The sequence below is a fragment of the Micromonospora thermarum genome, assembly GCF_012034245.1.
GTDB lineage: Bacteria > Actinomycetota > Actinomycetes > Mycobacteriales > Micromonosporaceae > Micromonospora > Micromonospora thermarum.
The window spans coordinates 1-15,398 of the sequence record NZ_JAATEO010000020.1 but is presented as its reverse complement, the minus strand read 5'-3'; the positions used below and the strand labels follow the sequence as shown (position 1 = coordinate 15,398).

The 15,398-nt window shown below is 74.0% G+C and carries 20 protein-coding genes; 9 read left to right on the top strand and 11 right to left on the bottom strand.

Features of this window, described 5'->3' with window-relative positions:
- The 7 genes from HCJ94_RS18640 to HCJ94_RS18610 form a co-directional block, all read right to left on the bottom strand.
- A complete protein-coding gene (locus HCJ94_RS18640) occupies window positions 1-459 on the bottom strand; it encodes an Rv0361 family membrane protein (RefSeq protein WP_168002309.1) in 459 nt (152 codons plus the stop codon).
- A gap of 294 nt (window positions 460-753) precedes the next feature.
- Window positions 754-1,752 carry a tyrosine-type recombinase/integrase gene (locus HCJ94_RS18635; RefSeq protein ID WP_168002308.1) on the bottom strand — a complete coding sequence of 333 codons (999 nt, stop codon included), beginning with the start codon at window positions 1,750-1,752 and terminating at the stop codon, window positions 754-756.
- A gap of 115 nt (window positions 1,753-1,867) precedes the next feature.
- Window positions 1,868-2,293: an Hsp20/alpha crystallin family protein gene (locus HCJ94_RS18630; RefSeq protein WP_168002307.1), complete on the bottom strand. Its 426-nt coding sequence runs from the start codon at window positions 2,291-2,293 to the stop codon at window positions 1,868-1,870.
- A gap of 114 nt (window positions 2,294-2,407) precedes the next feature.
- Window positions 2,408-2,899, bottom strand: coding sequence for a DUF6069 family protein (locus HCJ94_RS30800; RefSeq protein WP_255481087.1), 492 nt, complete (start codon window positions 2,897-2,899; stop codon window positions 2,408-2,410).
- Window positions 2,900-3,002: 103 nt separating this feature from the next.
- Entirely contained in the window at window positions 3,003-3,578 is a 576-nt protein-coding gene (locus tag HCJ94_RS18620) for a radical SAM protein (protein ID WP_168002305.1), read from the bottom strand.
- Window positions 3,579-3,822: 244 nt separating this feature from the next.
- A complete protein-coding gene (locus HCJ94_RS18615; protein ID WP_168002304.1) occupies window positions 3,823-4,653 on the bottom strand; it encodes a nitroreductase/quinone reductase family protein in 831 nt (276 codons plus the stop codon).
- A 272-nt stretch (window positions 4,654-4,925) separates the two neighbouring features.
- The gene (locus HCJ94_RS18610; protein ID WP_168002303.1) at window positions 4,926-5,291 is read right to left on the bottom strand and encodes a nuclear transport factor 2 family protein; all 366 of its coding nucleotides are present in this window, start codon (window positions 5,289-5,291) and stop codon (window positions 4,926-4,928) included.
- Window positions 5,292-5,415: 124 nt separating this feature from the next.
- Between HCJ94_RS18610 and HCJ94_RS18605 the strand changes: the two genes are divergently transcribed.
- The 4 genes from HCJ94_RS18605 (at window position 5,416) to HCJ94_RS18590 (ending at window position 7,407) form a co-directional block, all read left to right on the top strand.
- Window positions 5,416-5,982 carry a maleylpyruvate isomerase N-terminal domain-containing protein gene (locus tag HCJ94_RS18605; RefSeq protein ID WP_168002396.1) on the top strand — a complete coding sequence of 189 codons (567 nt, stop codon included), beginning with the start codon at window positions 5,416-5,418 and terminating at the stop codon, window positions 5,980-5,982.
- Between the two features lie 134 nt (window positions 5,983-6,116).
- Window positions 6,117-6,458 carry a cupin domain-containing protein gene (locus HCJ94_RS18600; RefSeq protein ID WP_168002302.1) on the top strand — a complete coding sequence of 114 codons (342 nt, stop codon included), beginning with the start codon at window positions 6,117-6,119 and terminating at the stop codon, window positions 6,456-6,458.
- 159 nt (window positions 6,459-6,617) lie between these two features.
- Window positions 6,618-6,788 (top strand): hypothetical protein, encoded by a 171-nt coding sequence (locus tag HCJ94_RS18595; protein WP_168002301.1) that lies wholly within the window; start codon window positions 6,618-6,620, stop codon window positions 6,786-6,788.
- A 136-nt stretch (window positions 6,789-6,924) separates the two neighbouring features.
- On the top strand, window positions 6,925-7,407 hold the full coding sequence (locus HCJ94_RS18590) for a GNAT family N-acetyltransferase (RefSeq protein ID WP_168002300.1): 483 nt from the start codon (window positions 6,925-6,927) through the stop codon (window positions 7,405-7,407).
- Window positions 7,408-7,464: 57 nt separating this feature from the next.
- Here HCJ94_RS18590 and HCJ94_RS18585 read toward each other — a convergent pair whose 3' ends face one another.
- A complete protein-coding gene (locus tag HCJ94_RS18585) occupies window positions 7,465-7,962 on the bottom strand; it encodes a DnaJ family domain-containing protein (RefSeq protein WP_168002299.1) in 498 nt (165 codons plus the stop codon).
- 190 nt (window positions 7,963-8,152) lie between these two features.
- Between HCJ94_RS18585 and HCJ94_RS18580 the strand changes: the two genes are divergently transcribed.
- The 4 genes from HCJ94_RS18580 to HCJ94_RS18565 all read left to right on the top strand — a co-directional run bounded on the left by HCJ94_RS18580 (window position 8,153) and on the right by HCJ94_RS18565 (window position 12,216).
- The gene (locus tag HCJ94_RS18580) at window positions 8,153-8,377 is read left to right on the top strand and encodes a hypothetical protein (protein WP_168002298.1); all 225 of its coding nucleotides are present in this window, start codon (window positions 8,153-8,155) and stop codon (window positions 8,375-8,377) included.
- Window positions 8,378-8,780: 403 nt separating this feature from the next.
- The gene (locus HCJ94_RS18575; RefSeq protein WP_309227336.1) at window positions 8,781-10,220 is read left to right on the top strand and encodes a multicopper oxidase family protein; all 1,440 of its coding nucleotides are present in this window, start codon (window positions 8,781-8,783) and stop codon (window positions 10,218-10,220) included.
- 127 nt (window positions 10,221-10,347) lie between these two features.
- Window positions 10,348-11,517: a hypothetical protein gene (locus tag HCJ94_RS18570; protein WP_168002297.1), complete on the top strand. Its 1,170-nt coding sequence runs from the start codon at window positions 10,348-10,350 to the stop codon at window positions 11,515-11,517.
- A 108-nt stretch (window positions 11,518-11,625) separates the two neighbouring features.
- The gene (locus HCJ94_RS18565; RefSeq protein WP_168002296.1) at window positions 11,626-12,216 is read left to right on the top strand and encodes a pyridoxamine 5'-phosphate oxidase family protein; all 591 of its coding nucleotides are present in this window, start codon (window positions 11,626-11,628) and stop codon (window positions 12,214-12,216) included.
- A 109-nt stretch (window positions 12,217-12,325) separates the two neighbouring features.
- Here HCJ94_RS18565 and HCJ94_RS18560 read toward each other — a convergent pair whose 3' ends face one another.
- Window positions 12,326-13,807 carry a peptide MFS transporter gene (locus HCJ94_RS18560; RefSeq protein ID WP_168002295.1) on the bottom strand — a complete coding sequence of 494 codons (1,482 nt, stop codon included), beginning with the start codon at window positions 13,805-13,807 and terminating at the stop codon, window positions 12,326-12,328.
- Window positions 13,808-14,031: 224 nt separating this feature from the next.
- Here HCJ94_RS18560 and HCJ94_RS18555 point away from each other — a divergent pair, with 224 nt between their 5' ends.
- On the top strand, window positions 14,032-14,373 hold the full coding sequence (locus HCJ94_RS18555) for an RNA polymerase-binding protein RbpA (RefSeq protein ID WP_046564157.1): 342 nt from the start codon (window positions 14,032-14,034) through the stop codon (window positions 14,371-14,373).
- Window positions 14,374-14,436: 63 nt separating this feature from the next.
- On the opposite strand, the gene HCJ94_RS18550 is transcribed toward HCJ94_RS18555, so the two are convergent.
- Window positions 14,437-14,952: an FxsA family protein gene (locus tag HCJ94_RS18550; protein WP_168002294.1), complete on the bottom strand. Its 516-nt coding sequence runs from the start codon at window positions 14,950-14,952 to the stop codon at window positions 14,437-14,439.
- A 150-nt stretch (window positions 14,953-15,102) separates the two neighbouring features.
- Window positions 15,103-15,398, bottom strand: a 296-nt coding sequence (gene tnpA / locus HCJ94_RS18545; protein WP_205801515.1) for an IS200/IS605 family transposase, incomplete at its 5' end; no start/stop codon positions are given.

Sequence of the window (15,398 nt, the reverse complement as noted above, 5' to 3'; positions counted from 1 at the left end):
TCAGTAGGGGTCGCCGCACACCCGCCAGCCGCCGTCCTCCTTCACCACGGTCATCTCCCGCTGCTCGGTCATGCCGCTGTCGCGGGTCAACCGCACGGTGACCGTGCCCTGGGGACGGCCGCGGCGGGTGGCGACCGACACGTCGACGATCTCGTAGTCGCTGACCGTCGGCGGGGTACGGACCCAGCTGGTGAAGCCGAGCTGGCTCCAGCGGGTGCGGGCGTCGGCGCACAGCCGGTCGTACGCGCCGTCGGTGTCCCCGGCGGCCACCGACCGCAGGAACCCGTCGGCGGTCTCCCGGACCGGGCCGCTGGCCTGCGTGACCACCTGCAGATTCCGCGCGCCGAGGCCCGCGACGCCGACGCAGCACAGCGCGACGCCGACACCGGCGAACACCAGCCCGGCGCGCACCGGTCGGCGCGGCCGGGCCGGCCGGCTCCACGGCTGCTCAGCGCCCACCTGTCGACCGTAGGCAACGGGCCGGCCCGCGCGCAGGAAGTCCGCCCTGTCGCGGTCGTTGCCCGGTGGCGAGTTGACGGTGCGCCGCTGCGCCGGCCTGCTCTGCCTGCACCTCGGGCCCGAGCGGTGGGCGCTGCGGCCGGACACCGGCACGCCGGCGTGGACGTGGCCGGACGGCGGGGCGTGGCGGACCGTGGCGGGGCGGCGGCCGGCCGAGCCGCTGGTGCTGCTGCGTCCCACCGCCGACCGGGAGCGGCTGACGGCGCGCCGGTGTGTCGACCGGTTCCGCCGGCGTCAGCCGCGGCGGCGGGAGCGCGCCGCCCAGATCACGTACGCGGGATCCCGGTCGAGGTTGTACCGGTCCCGGTCGTAGCGGCGGGTGGTGCGCGGGTCGGCGTGACCCATCGCGTCCTGCACGTCCTCCAGCGGCACCCCCTCGGCCCGGGCGGTGGTGGCGAAGGAGTGCCGCAGCGAGTGCGGTGACAGCCGCGCCCAGGCCGCGATGCCGGCCTCCCGGGCGAGGCGGCGCACCAGCCGGAACACGGAGTGCCGGTCGAGGCGGGCACCGGTCGCGGTGACCAGGAGCGGGCCGGTCAGCTGCTGCACCGGCACGCCCTGGCCGGCCGCCCGCTGCGCCAGGTACGCGTCCACCGCGTACGCGGTGCCGGGGGTGAGCGCGCGCCGGCGGGCCTTGCCTCCCTTGCCGACGAACCGGACGCTGCGGTGACCGCGCTCGGCGCCCAGGTCGGCGATGTCCAGCGAGACGAGCTCCCCCACTCGCAGTCCGAGGTCGGCGAGCAGGGCGATCACCGCCCGGTTGCGGGCGGCGGTCGGGCCGGTGGCGGCCTCGGCCGCGGTGAGCAGCGCGTCGACCTCCTCCGGGGTGAGCCCGATGGTCGCCGAGTGGTCCCGGTCGATGCGGGGCCGGTCCGCGCCGGCGACCGGGTTCGCGTCGACGGCGCGCAGTTTGGCCAGGAAGTCGTACCAGCTGGACAGGGCGGAGAGCTTGCGGGCGACGGTGGCCGGGGTGAGCGGCTTGCCGGTGCGCGCGGAGAGCGTCGACTCGAGTGCCCGGGCGTACTCGTTGACGTGCAGGAACGTCGCCCGCAGCGGGTCCAGGTCGTGGCCGGCGCACCAGGCGAGCCAACCGGCGACGTCCCGCCGGTACGCGTCGCGCGTGTGCGCGCTCAGCCGCCGGTTGCGCAGCCACGCCTCGGTGAAGTCGGTCGGACCGGCGGGCAGCGCCGGCCGCGGCGACGGTCGGTGCCGCACCGGGGCGTCTGAGTGGAGCATGTGCGAAAGGTTCTCAGCACGGCGCGTCGAACGCTCGGAGGCGCGCCCGGCGGGTGTCGTTCCACACGCGAGCGGGACGGCCATCCTGGCCGTCCCGCTGGTCTCCCGCCCGGATTCAGGCGCTGATCTGCTTGTGGCCGTTGCTCCCGGCGGTGATGGTCACCCGGCGCGGCTTAGCCCGCTCGGCCACCGGGATGCGCAGCGTGAGCACGCCGTTGTCGTACCCGGCCTCCAGCTTGTCGGTGTCGAGGGTGTCGCCCAGGAACAGCTGCCGGGTGAAGGTGCCCATCGGCCGCTCGGCGGCGACGAGGTCGACGTTGTCGCCGGTCGGGCGGCGACGCTCGGCGCGGACGGTCAGCACGTTGCGCTCCACCGTGCAGTCGATGCTGTCCGGGTCGACGCCCGGCAGGTCGAACGCCGCGTAGAAGTAGTCCCCGTCGCGGTAGGCGTCCAGGTGCATCATGGCCGGTCGCGTCGCGGTGCCGAAGAACTGCTCGGCGAGCCGGTCGATCTCCCGGAACGGGTCGGTGCGCATCAACATGGTCGTGCCTCCTCGGTTCCTTTGGCCGAAGGTCCTCAGGTTGAGTCTGGGCGACTCAACTTCCTCTTCTGTGATAGCGCGTCACCCATCCGGCGTCAAGTCCGGCGTGGAGGGTCAGCGGGTCCGCGTCGGCAGCAGCGCGACCAGCACCGCCGCCACCGCGAGGTGCATCGCGCCGAGGGCGACCTTCGCGCCGGCCGTGGCGTCGGTGGCGGCGACCGGGGCGAGCGAGACCAGTGCGACGACGACGGCGAGGACGGTCCAGACGACGGCGGCCCGCCGGCGCGTGAGGCGCTCCAGGAGCGCGAGCACGCCCCACCCGAGCAGGGACGCCAGGAAGGCGACGAAGACCACCGGCGCGAGCCCGATGACCATCTCCGGCTGCCCGGGGTTCTTGACCGTGAAGTCGACGCCGGCCAAGCGGCCGACGAGCCAGATGAGGACGCAGACGGCGACAGCGGCGACGACGTCGACGTCCGACGGTTGTTTGTCCGGTGCCGCCCGCGCTGTCGGACAACCTCGCCCCGGCCCAGCCGGACAGCAGGGCACGAGTCGACGCAAGGGTGAAGGGAAACTCCATGAAACGACTGACGGCACTGTGCACATTGCTCGCGGCCGTGATCGCGGGCGCGCTCGTCTCCGCCAACCCCGCCTACGCTCGCAGCCAACCCGAGTGCGAGTCCTATACGTACGTCAGCAACCAGGCGGGCTACCAGGTCGCCGCGCCTACGGCGTCCTGCCGTGCTCGCTGCTCTGGGGCGACGGCGGGCCGGGCACGCTGGCCCTCCAGTGGGCCCTGAACGACTGCTACCTCAAGCCCGCGGGCAGGACGCTGCTCTACCCGGACGCGTCGTTCGGCCAGTTGACCTACAACGCGCTGAAGTACGCCCAGACCAAGGAGGGCATCACCTCGGAGTCCGGCGCCGTCCAGGGAGACGTGCAGCCAGTCGACTCCGCTGGCGACCAGGTCCGCCGCGCGGCGGCCGGTCAGCAGCGTGCCGTTGGAGTTGAAGCCGACCGCGATCCGGCGGGTCACCGCCGCCTCGATCATCTCCATCAGGTACGGCGACAGCAGCGGCTCCCCCAGCCCCTGGAGGGTGAGCCGGGTCAGTCCGGGCACCTCCCGCAGCAGGCGGTGGAACAGCTCCGGCCGCATCGCACCGGCGAGCTTGCTGACCGGCGGCCGGTACCGGACGAGGCACATGACGCACCGCAGGTTGCAGGCGGAGGTGACCTCCAGTTGCAGGTGCGTCGGCAGCGGTGGGTCGTCCACGTCAACGGACATGTAGCCGCATGCCCGGTCCGTGTCGCCGGAAACCTGACCGTCGGGTTTCGCGTCCCCGGCGATGCACAGAACAGACATTATGGTGTACCGACGATTCGTCCCCTTTGTCGCGGTCATTTACCGGATTGGTGTTGCTGGTATTTCGATAATTCGGATGTGGGCTGGCGGAGACAGAGCGCATGGCAGGGGGAAGGCCTGCCAACCTGGGGCAGGCCTTCCCCCTGCCGTTCGGAACGGTCGGGGTTCAGCCGGCGTCGAGAACGGGGATCAACTGCTCCTCCTCGTACGCCAGATGGGCCTCCAGTTCGGCGACGAGGCGCGCGACCCGCGCGCGGACCTCGTCCCGGTCGGCGTCGGTGGCGGCGACGGTCTGCTGGAGGTCGCCCACCAGCTCGGCGACCCGCCGGTGCTCCTCGCGGAGCCGGTCGAGCACGTCGGCCAGGTCGGGGCGCTGCGCGCCGATGCCGACGAACATGCCGGCGTCCTCGTGGGTGTGGTGGGCGTGCAGGCCCCCGCAGAGGGTCAGGCAGTTCACCCTCAGCTGCGCGCCGAGCGTCGGGCCGGACCGTTCCACCTCGTCGCGGATCAGCGCCAGTTCGCGCCGGAACGCGTCGTGGATGAGCCGTAGTGCCTCACCCCAGGAGGCCGCCTCCGGTGGACCCGCGTCCTGTGCGTGGAGGGCCACCACCGGAATGAGCCGGTCGGTCTTCGCCTGGTACGCGGCCCAGCCCGGGTCGGCCTCCACGGCGCGGGCGAAGACCTGGTCCCGGTCGACACCGGTGAGCACCTCGGCCCGGGCGGGATAGGTGAAGACGCCGTCCTCGACGGTGACCGTCGGGTCGGCGACGAGGTTGTGGAACCAGTCGGGATGGCGGTCCGCGCCGCCGGCGGAGGCGATCACCAGGATGCGCTCGCCGCCGTCGGGCAGGTAACCGACCGGGGTCGTGTGCGGGGCGCCGGACCGCGCCCCGGTGGTGGTGAGCAGGATCAGGCGGGCGCCCTCGAAGGGCCCGCCCACCCGGCCGGAGTTGGCCCGGAACTCGTCGATGATCTGCTGGTTGAAGTCGTTGGGCATGCGCTGCTTTCCTGAGCGGGACACGGCGTGCCCGCCGAGCCGTCGGCGGGCACGGAGGAACAGCACCGCCGTCGGCGGCGCCAAGACGATCACTGGTGCGCGGAGAACCCAGGAGGGTGCGGAGAGCGGGCGGGGCGCGGGCCCGCCCCGGCGTCATCGAATCGCCGGGTGCCCTGTCCGCTCGTGGCCCATGGCCGACCCGGCAGTCACGGGCCGAGCCTACCGAGATCGCCGGGCGCGGAACAGCCCCGCCGCGTGCCGGTCGGTACCGGTCAGCGGAAGTCGTTCTCCTTGAGCTCGATCACCCAGGCCCGCCGCTCGGCGATGAGGCCGTCGCGCATCACGAACACCTCGGCCATCGACATGCGCATCTCCTCGCCCGTGTCCCGGATCGCCGACCCGGTCAGCTCGGCCATGACGACGTCGTCCTGCTCCACCATGCGCACCACCTCCAGGCGCGGCGGCCCGACGAACCCGACGCCGTCGATGGCCGCGTCGTACGCCTCCTTGCCGGTGAGATGGAAGGCGCCGTAGACGGTCCACTCGATGTCGTCGGTCAGGCAGGACAGGATCTTCGCGTGGTCGCCGGTGCGGAAACCGTCCAGGTAGGTGTTCACCGTCTCGGTGTTGCGCGACATGCCGGGCACCTCTCGCTCGCCAGGGCGACCCCGGCGGCGCCGGGGGTCCGCAGAGGATGATGCCGGCCGGCACCGACGGATTGCGGGGCCCGGACCGTTGTGTCACGGTCGGGCGATGATCGCGATGACCGGCGCCGACGTCACCCGCGCCGTGGCGGAGATGACCGCGGTGCTCGGTCCGCACACCGACCGGGCCTGGTCGGTGTCCGCCGGGGATCTGGAGTGGAGCTGCTGGACGACCGCCGCGCATGTGGCGCACGACCTGATGGCGTACGCCGGGCAGGTCGCCGGCCGCCCGGACTCCGGCTACCTACCGTACGACCTGGTGGTCTCCCCCACCGCGGGCCCGGCCGAGGTCCTGCGGGTGGTGACCGCCTGCGGGGCGCTGCTGCACGCCGCCGTGGACACGGCCAGGCCGCAGGTGCGGGCCTGGCACTGGGGGCCGTGCGACCCGGGTGGGTTCGCGGCGATGGGGGTGGCCGAGACCGTCCTGCACGCCTACGACATCACGCGCGGGCTCGGGGTGCCGTGGACGCCGCCGGAAGATCTGAGCACGGCGGTGCTGCACCGCCTCTTCCCGGACGCCCCGGAGGGGCCGGCGCCGGAGGTGCTGCTGTGGTGCACCGGGCGGGGTGAGCTGCCCGGACGGCCCCGGCGCACATCGTGGACCTGGCGCGCGGCCGTGCGGTGACACGACGGACGGCACGGCCGGCGGTACCGGTCCAGCCGGACTCGCGCCCCGCGGAGTGGTCCCGTCCACTCGCAGGCCACCGGCGGGTCAGTGGCCGGCGCGGCCGGAGTGGACCGGTGGATAGGGTCGCGGCCATGCGGATCATCGAGGGCGCCGGTGACTGGGCGGCGCCGGCTGGGGCGGCCGGCAACGACTGGGTCGAGCACCTGCGCGTGCCGGACCTGTCCGTCGGGACGTACTGCATCCCCGCCGGTGGTGTCGACGACCAGAGCCCGCACACGGAGGACGAGATCTACGTGGTGACCGCGGGTCGGGCGCGGATCGTGACGCCGGACGGTGAGGCGCAGGTCGGCCCGGGTGCGGTGATCTTCGTGCCGGCCGGCGAGGAGCACCGCTTCGTGGACGTCACCGAGAACCTCGCGCTCCTGGTCGTGTTCGGCCCGGCCTACGGCTCCCGCGCGGACGGTCGGAGCTGACCGGGCCGCCGTCCGCATCACCGGGCAGCGCGTCGGTCCGAGATCCCCGAACCGATTGACATTCGATAGGTTTGGAGCGGTAGTCGATGCGTCGCCGCAGCGCGTCGAACCGCTCACCGGCACGACCGGCGGCTGCTTCGGGCCTGGAAGGAGGAGCCCGTGAAGTACCTGGTCGCCCTGCTCGCCGTCGCGATCGGCGTCGCCGCAATCGTGTACGGAGAGGGTGATGACTCGCCTGGCCTCCAGCTCGTGGGAGCCGTCCTCGTCGTCGGCGCCGTCGCGTGCGGATCGCCCGGCGCAGCAGGTAGCCGTACCGCCGTCGTGCCGTAGGCTGGCGTGCATGGAGTGCTTCGCCGCCGCGCGTACCCGCCGCTGAGGGCCGCCGCGCCGCTGTGACCAGCCGCGCGAGGCCCGGATGACGCCCTACTTGTCCGGCTTCATTCCTCCAGTGACGAGGTGCACTTCCATGCGCATCCGCGCGTTCTGTCAGGACGACCTGACTCCCTTGACCGACCTGACCATCGAGACGTTCCGGCCGTTCTACGAGGACTACTTCCGTCCCCTCGTGGGCGAGGTGATCTTCGCCAACCAGCACGGTGCCTGGCGTGACGACTACCGCACGCAACTCGCCGGGCTGCACGCCCCCGAGGAGCACCGGCACGTCGCGGTCGCCGAGATCGGCGAGGCGATCGCCGGGTACGTGGCCTGGAACGTCGACCCGACCCGGCGCGACGGGACCGTCACGATCCTCGCCGTGTCGGCCGCGTACCGCCGGCACCACCTGGGCACCGCGCTCTGCGAGCACGCCTTCGGCGAGATGCGGGCACTGGGTGCCGAGGTGGTCGAGATCGGCACCGGTAGCGACCCGTTCCACGCGCCGGCGCGCGCTCTGTACGAGCGGCTCGGCTGCACGAAGCTTCCGATCGCGGTCTACTACCGGCAGCTCTGACCGGAGCCGCTGCGGGACGGGCCCGGGACCGTCCCGCGGCGGGCCGCTCCGTGCCGTTCACCCGAGGCGCCCCTGGTCCGCGTGGCGGTGCCACGGCAGGCGCCACCATCGACGCGCCCGCCGCGGGGGTGCCGTCGCCACGGTCGGCGGCGCCGGACGGGCGGCGGCCTGCTGCCGTTCGGCACGCCAGCGGCGGACCACCTCGTCGACGTTGACCGGCCGCACGACGACCTGCGGGCCGGTGGGTGCGCGCAGCCAGGCGACGATCTGCGCGTTGAGGGCGCCGACGAACCCCCGGACCGCCTCCTCGGTGGGCAGGTCCCGCACCTCGTCGGGCACCTGCTCGACCCGGCGGCGCAGTTGCAGTGGCGTCGGCAGCAGCAGGTCGGTGGGCAGCGCCTCCCGCTCCAGGAAGCTCTTGATCCACCACGACTCGTCGTACGGCTGGTCACGGCCGGGGATGGGCTTGCCGGCGCCGGGCAGGTTGTCGAACTCGCCCCGCTCCTGGGCGGCGCGGATCTGCGCCTCGACCGTGGCCTCCCACCGTGCCTCCACCCGGCCTCACCTCCCCGACCACGGTAGCGCGGACCGCCGCAAGACCCGCCCACCCCGCTCCCCGCCCGACCCCTCACGCCGATCTTGCACTTTCCGCCCGGACAGATCAGACGGATACCCGCGAATCAGGGACCTCAAGTGCAAGATCGACGGCGGGGCGAGCGGGTCGCGGGTGCCTGGCGGTCGGTACGTGGTTTGCCGGGATTCCCGCCTCGGCTGGCGGGACGTACCCCTCGCCGCCGCGCTGCGCGAACCCGGCTTCGGCGTCGACGTCCGGAGCTGGCCGGCCGCACCCACGCCCCCGGCGCCGGCGGGCCGGCTCGACGCGTCCACGTTCGGCCCGACGGCCGCGGCGCTCGGCGGCGCCACCGCCGCACTGGCCACCGTGGAGTCCGGCCGCCTCCCCACCACCTGACCCGCCCGTGGCCGCGCCGATCATGGAGTTGTGGCGCCTGGAACATCGCAATTTCGCCCGCTCTGTCAGGCACCACAACTCCATGACCGCGGTGGACGGGCGGGGCGGGTCGGCCTGCCCGCGACACCACCGGACTGACCTGTGTGGACCTCGACTTCGAACGGGCCGGTGACCTCTGCGTCGCGCACCTGGCCGGCCTGGGCCACGGCAGGTCGGCCTGCTCGGCCGCGCCCCGGCGGGACACCGCCCGGCGTACCCGTCTAGCAGGGACCCCGAGCGTGCGTCGAGTGCGCCGCGGGCGCCGGTTGGTTGCATCGCCCCCGGCCGGTCGGGCCGGGAGCCACCGGCCCGACCCGGCGCTGACCATCAGCGGGTGCCGGGCACCCACGGGGAGGAGCAGACAGTGGACAGACGACGCCTCATCACGCTCGGGGGCCTGGCCGTCGGGGGCGCGGTCCTGCTGCCGGGCTGCGGCGGCCGGACCACCGCCGGGCAGGCCGCGCCGCACCACCACGGCGCCGGGGGCGGCGGAGCCGGTCTCGCGGCGGCGGTCGACCCGTTCACGGTCGCGATGCCGGTGCCGCCGGTGCTGCGTCCGACCGCCGTCGTGGGCGGCACCGAGGTCTACGACGTGGCCGTGCGGCACACGACGACGGAGATCCTGCCGGGGCTGACCACCCCGGTACTGGGCTACAACGGGCGGTTCGTCGGCCCCACCATCCGCGCCAGGCGTGGACGGCCGGCGCTGGTCCGGGTACGCAACGAGATGCACTACGCGACGAACGTGCACCTGCACGGCGGGGTGGTGCCCGCGTCCAGCGACGGCCACCCGTCGGACGCGATCGCCCCGGGCGGCTGGCGCGCCTACCACTACCCGAACCGCCAGCGCGGGGCGACGCTGTGGTACCACGACCACAGCCACCACATGGAGGCCGAGCGCGTCTACCGCGGCCTGCACGGGTTCTACCTGGTCGACGACGACGCCGAGCGGGATCTGCGGCTGCCGTCCGGCCGGTACGACATCCCGATCATGCTCCGGGACGCGCTGGTGGCCGACGACGGCACGCTGGTGTTCGACCCGGCGCGGTGGGCGGACCGGCGGACGATCCTGGTCAACGGCAAGCCCCAGCCGGTGCTGCGGGTGGCCGCCCGCCGCTACCGGCTGCGGCTGCTCAACGCGTCCGCGCACCGGATCTTCCGCCTGGCCCTGCCCGGCGCGGACATGGTGCAGATCGCCACCGACGGTGGGCTGCTGCCGGCGCCGGTGCCGCGGACCGAGCTGTCCCTGACGCCGGCGGAACGCGTCGAGATCGTCGTGGACTTCCGGCAGCAACCGGTCGGCACCCGCCTGGTGCTGGAGGACACGTCCGGTCCGGTGCTCGCCTTCGACGTGGCCGCCGAGGCGGACGACGACAGCCGGCTGCCGGACCAGCTGCGCGCGCTGCCGCCGCTGGGCACGCCCACCACCGTCCGCGACGTGGCCCTGAGCTTCAACCCGGGCTCGACCACGTTCACCATCAACGGCCAGGTCTTCGACGCTTCCCGGGTCGACGCCCGGATCCCCCTCGGCAGCACCGAGATCTGGCGGGTCACCAACACCGACACCGCCTTCGGCATCACCCACAACCTGCACCTGCACCTGGTGCAGTTCCGGGTGCTCGACCGCGACGGTGTGCCGCCCGGGCCCGGCGAGGCCGGGCTGAAGGACACCGTGGCGGTGCCGCCCGGGTCGACAGTCCGCGTGCAGGCCACCTTCTCGGGGTTCACCGGCCGCTACGTCTACCACTGCCACTTCCTGGAGCACGCCCAGATCGGCATGATGGCGCAGTTCGAGGTGGTGTGAGCCACCCGCCGGCCCGGTCGACCGCCACGACCGGGCCGGCGGACGGATCCGTCCCGCTCCACCACCGGGTGCCGCCGGGGCGCGGCCGCCGGGCCGGCCGACCCGGCGGGACTACACTTCCGGTCCCATGGACGAGCAGGCCGCCCTCACCGACACCCGTCCCTGCGCCCACTGTGGTCGAGACGTGCCGCAGCGGGCCGGCGCGGGCCGGCCGTTCCGCTACTGCCGGGACAACGACGGCGCCTGCCAGCGGGCCGCCCGCAACAGCCGGATGCGCCACCGCAACGCCCCGGGCCTGCCCGGGCAGGTGGCCCGCACCTGGGAGGCGGTGGACCGGCTCGACCAGATCGTGGACAGCCTGACCGAGGCGCTGCACGCCGAACTGTCGCCGGTCGGCGTGGAGCGGCAGCTCGCCCAGGCCCGCGCCGACGCGGCCACGGCGGTGGCGGCGGCCCAGACCGAACGGGACGAGGCGCGCCGCGACGCCGAGGACGCCGCCGCGTCCGCGGTCCGCGCCCGGGAGGCCGCGCGGACCGCCGCCGCCGAGCGGGACGCCGCCCGCGCCGAGGCCGTACGCGCCGCCGAGGAGACCACCGCGGCGGTGGAGCGGGCCGACCGGGCGGAGCAGGCGCGGGACGCCGCGCGCCGGGAGGCCGGCGCCGCCGAGGCGCTGCGGGTGCAGGCGGAGCGGGACCGCGACGCCGCGCGGACGGAGCTGCGGACGTTGCGCGCCGACCTGGAGGCCGAGCGGCGGCGAGCCGCCGACCTCGCCGGGGAACGCGACGCTGCCCGCGCCGACGCCGACCGGGCCACCCGGGCGGCGGCCGAGGCGGTCGAGGCGGCACAGCGCCACCGCGCCGAGGCGGCGCAGGCGCGTCAGCAGGCCGTACAGGCCCGTGAGGAGGCCGTCCAGGCGCGGGCCGACGCGGACCGGGCCAGGGCGGAGGTTGGACGCGCCCGGGCCGAGGCGGAGGCGGCGGTGCAGGTTCGCGAGCGGGCGGTGGTCGACCGGGACCGGGCCGAGGCGGAACGCCGGCAGGTGGCGGCGGACGCCGAGCGGGCCCGCGCGGACGCGGCGGCGCTGGTCGAGGCGCGGGAGGCGCTGCGCGCGGAGCTGGGCGCCGCCCGGCAGGTCGCGGCCGCCGCCGAGGGGCGGCTGGAGGAGCTGACGGTACGGCTGCGCGCCGCCGAGACCGACCGGGACGAGGCGCACCGGCGCGTCGCCCAGCTCGCCGACCAGGTCGGCCAGTTGGCCGCCGCCCTGGCCCACCGCGAAGCCGCGACACCGGCCGGCTGACCGTCGTCTCCCGTGGAACGGCGGTGTCAGCGCAGTCGGGCCGCTAGCGACCGGGGTCACCACCGGCGGGGCAGCGCGGCCCGACCGGCGGGGAGGACGATGGCGTGCATGGGAAAGACGTACGAGCGGATCGACGGTCGCCTGCGGACGTTCATCGAGGACCAGCCGATGTTCTTCACGGCGACCGCGCCACTGGCCGCCGACGGCACGGTCAACCTGTCCCCGAAGGGGCTGCGCGGCTCGTGGGCCGTCCTGGACGAGCGCACGGTGGCGTACCTGGACTTCGCGGGCAGCAACGCCGAGACCGTCGCCCACCTGCGGGAGAACGGCCGGATCACGCTGATGTGGTGCGCGTTCGCCGGCCCGCCGAACATCGTGCGGGTGCACGGGCGGGGCGAGCCGGTGTTCCGCGACGACCCGCGGTGGCGGGAGCTGATCGGCCACTTCCCGGACATCGACACCACGCTGCACGGGTTGCGGGCGATCGTCGTGGTGCGGGCGGAGCTGATCCGGGACACGTGCGGCTACGCCGTGCCGTTCATGAGCTACGACGCCGACCGGGATCTGCACGCGCGGCGGTTCGCCCGCGAGGACGACACGTCGCTGGACGCCTACTTCGCCGGCAAGGAGCACGTGGCGACCAGCATCGACGGGTTGCCGGGGCTGCCGCTGCCGCTGCCGCCGACCCCGGCCCGCTGACCCGGCGGCGCGTCGCGGCCGGCGCCGAGGCATACGGGGCACCAGGTCGACCGTGCGAGGGGCCGGCCGTGGCTGCTCGGCGCGCCGCGGTGGTGCGCCCCGGCGCGGGTCAGTGGATGCCGGCCATCAGGTCGCCGATGTGCCGGGTGAACATGACCGCGCCCAGACCGAGGGCCACCGACGCCAGACCAAAGGTCAGGAAGTAGGTGGGCGCCGCCCACGTGTCGGCCAGCCGGGCGACCTGACCGCCGATCGCGTCGCCGACGGCGGTCGCGAGGAACCACAGGCCCATCATCTGGCTGGCGTACTTGACCGGCGCCAGCTTCGTGGTGGCGGACAGGCCGACCGGGCTCAGCGCCAGTTCACCGGCGACCTGGATCGCGTACACGGCCACCAGCCACCACGGTGAGACCAGGTCGCCGCCGACGGCGGCCTGCGCGGCGGCGGCCATCAGCACGAACGACAGACCGTTGAGCACCAGACCCACGGCGAACTTCAGCGGGGTGGAGACCCGGTGGCCGAGGCGCAGCCACAGCAGCGCGGCCAGCGGAGCCCCGACGATGATGAGGATCGGGTTGACCGACTGGAGCCAGGACGCGGGGAAGGTGAACCCGGCGACGGACCGGTCGGTGTTGTCGGCGGCGAAGACGTTGAGCACCGACCCGGCCTGGTCGTAGATGAGCCAGAACGCGGCGGCGAAGACGAACAGCCACACGTACGCCTTCATCCGGCTGCGTTCGGTGGGGCTGAGCTCCCGGTCGACCATGATCCGCGCGAAGTAGCCGATGGTGATGAGCACGGTGACCGCGGTGAGCAGGTTGACGACGGTGTCGACGGTGAACAGGCCGGCCAGCGCGAGCGCGGCCACCACCAGCACCACGACGGCGGCGGCGATCCCGATGCGGGTCAGGGCGCGGCGGCGGTCGGCGCCGAGCAGCGGGTCGGCCGGACGGGCGCCGGCCTCGCCGAGGCCACGCCGGCCCAGCACGTACTGCAGGACGCCGAAGGTCATGCCGACGGCGGCCGCCGCGAACCCCAGGTGCCAGTTGACCTTCTCGCCGAGGAAGCCGCAGATCAGCGGCGCGATGAACGCGCCCAGGTTGATTCCCATGTAGAAGATGGCGAAGCCGGCGTCGCGGCGGGGCGAGTCCCGGTCGTACAGGTCGCCGACCATGGTGGAGATGTTGGGTTTGAGCAGGCCGGTGCCGACCACGATGAGGGTCATGCCGGCGAAGACGCTCCACCGGGTGGGGATCGCCATCACGTAGTGGCCGGCGGCGATGACCACGCCGCCCCACAGGACGCTGCGGCGGGCGCCGATGAGCCGGTCGGCCACCCAGCCGCCGGGCAGCGCCATCAGGTAGACCATCGCGTTGTAGGTGCCGTAGACGGCGTTGGCGGTGGACTCCTCCAGGCCCCGCCCCTCGTCGGCCAGCGAGGCGGTCAGGTACAGCACGAGGATGGCCCGCATGCCGTAGAAGCTGAACCGCTCCCACATCTCGGTGAGGAACAGCGTGGCCAGCGCCGGCGGGTGACCGAAGAAGGTCCGCCCGGTGGGTCGGCGGGCGGCGACCGGCGCGTCACGGGCCATGGCAACCTCCGCTGTCGCTGGGGCGGCTAACATCCCCGTTGACAGCGGAAACACTCCACCCTTTCGGCCCGGCCGGGGACGACCCCGCCGGGCGGTCGTCATGGCCGGCTACCCTTGTTCCGGCCCCGCCCGTGCCGCGGCAGCGCGCCCTGGGCGGGAATGGTGCGGGGGACACCAACCGTTACACCGAGAAGACCAGCACCACGAACGAGGGGAAGACGATCATGGGCGAGCGCATGCTGCGCGGAAGCCGCCTGGGGGCGGTCAGCTACGAGTCCGACCGCAACACGGAGCTCGCGCCGCGTCAGACCCGCGAGTACCTGTGCGCCAAGGGCCACCAGTTCGAGGTGCCGTTCGCCGTCGACGCCGAGGTCCCCACGACCTGGGAGTGCAAGTTCGACGGCAGCGTCGCCCGCCTGGTCGACGGCAGCGAGCCGGAGCAGAAGAAGGCCAAGCCGCCGCGTACCCACTGGGACATGCTGCTGGAGCGGCGGTCGATCGCCGAACTGGAGGACATCCTCGCCGAGCGGCTGCAGGAGGTCCGCACCCGCCGCGGTCGCGCCTGAGCGACACCGGACACACGGCGCCCCCGGGGAGGAATCCCCGGGGGCGCCGTTTCGCGTACGCGATCAGCCCTGGCGGCGCTCGACGATCTCCCCCTCGATGGCCCGCCCACCGTCGACCACGGTCGGCTCGGTGGTGGGCGGCGGCTGCGGCGTGCCGCGGTGGACCCGGACCCGGCGCGGGCCGAACAGGTCACCGGCGACCATCGACGACACCCGGCGCTCGGCGGCGCGTTGCACCCCGGACCGGGCCAAACTCCGCAGCGGCGGCACCAGCAGCAGCAGGCCCAGCGCCCCGCTGAGCAGGCCCGGGGTGGCCAGCAGCAGCGCACCGGCCAGGCCGACGAGCCCGTCGGTGACCTGCCGGCCCGGCGGCTGCCCAGCCTGCGCGGCGGACCGGAAGCCCCGCCAGGCGCGCATGCCCTCGCGGCGCAGCAGCACCAACCCCAGCAGCGACGCGGCGAACACCGCCAGCACCGCCACCCCGAACCCGACGGCCCGGCCGACGGCCACGAACACCGCCAGCTCCGCGACGACCGCCAGCAGCAGGGCCAACGGGACGAACCTCAGTCCTCGGCGCATCTCACCTCACCCCGCCCGGTAGCGGTGCCCCCGAATGTCGGTTCTGCCGGCTGTCGCGCGGCCCGGGGGCGTCGTCCACGCCTGTCCAGCATGACACGCGCCGACCCGCGCGCCACGGGACCGCGGCGGTCGCGCCCCGGCCCGGCCCGGCTACCAAGATGCGGGCCAGTGCTTGGCCGTTTCGGCGGGGGTGAAGGTCCGCGCGGGAGGGCCGGCTAGGCCCGAGCGTGCCTTAGACCGGCGGTTCTGCTGCTCGATGTACTGCCGGAGGACGCTCAGCGGCGCCCCTCCAACGGACCCGGTGAAGTACGAGCCCGACCACAGCTTGTTGGCCCGGTAGTAGTGCCGCCGCAGGTCGGGGAGCTCCTGCCGCATCCGGCGGCTGGACATGCCCTTGAGGCTGTTGACCAGCTTGGCCGGGGCGACCTTGGGCGGAAAGTTCACGA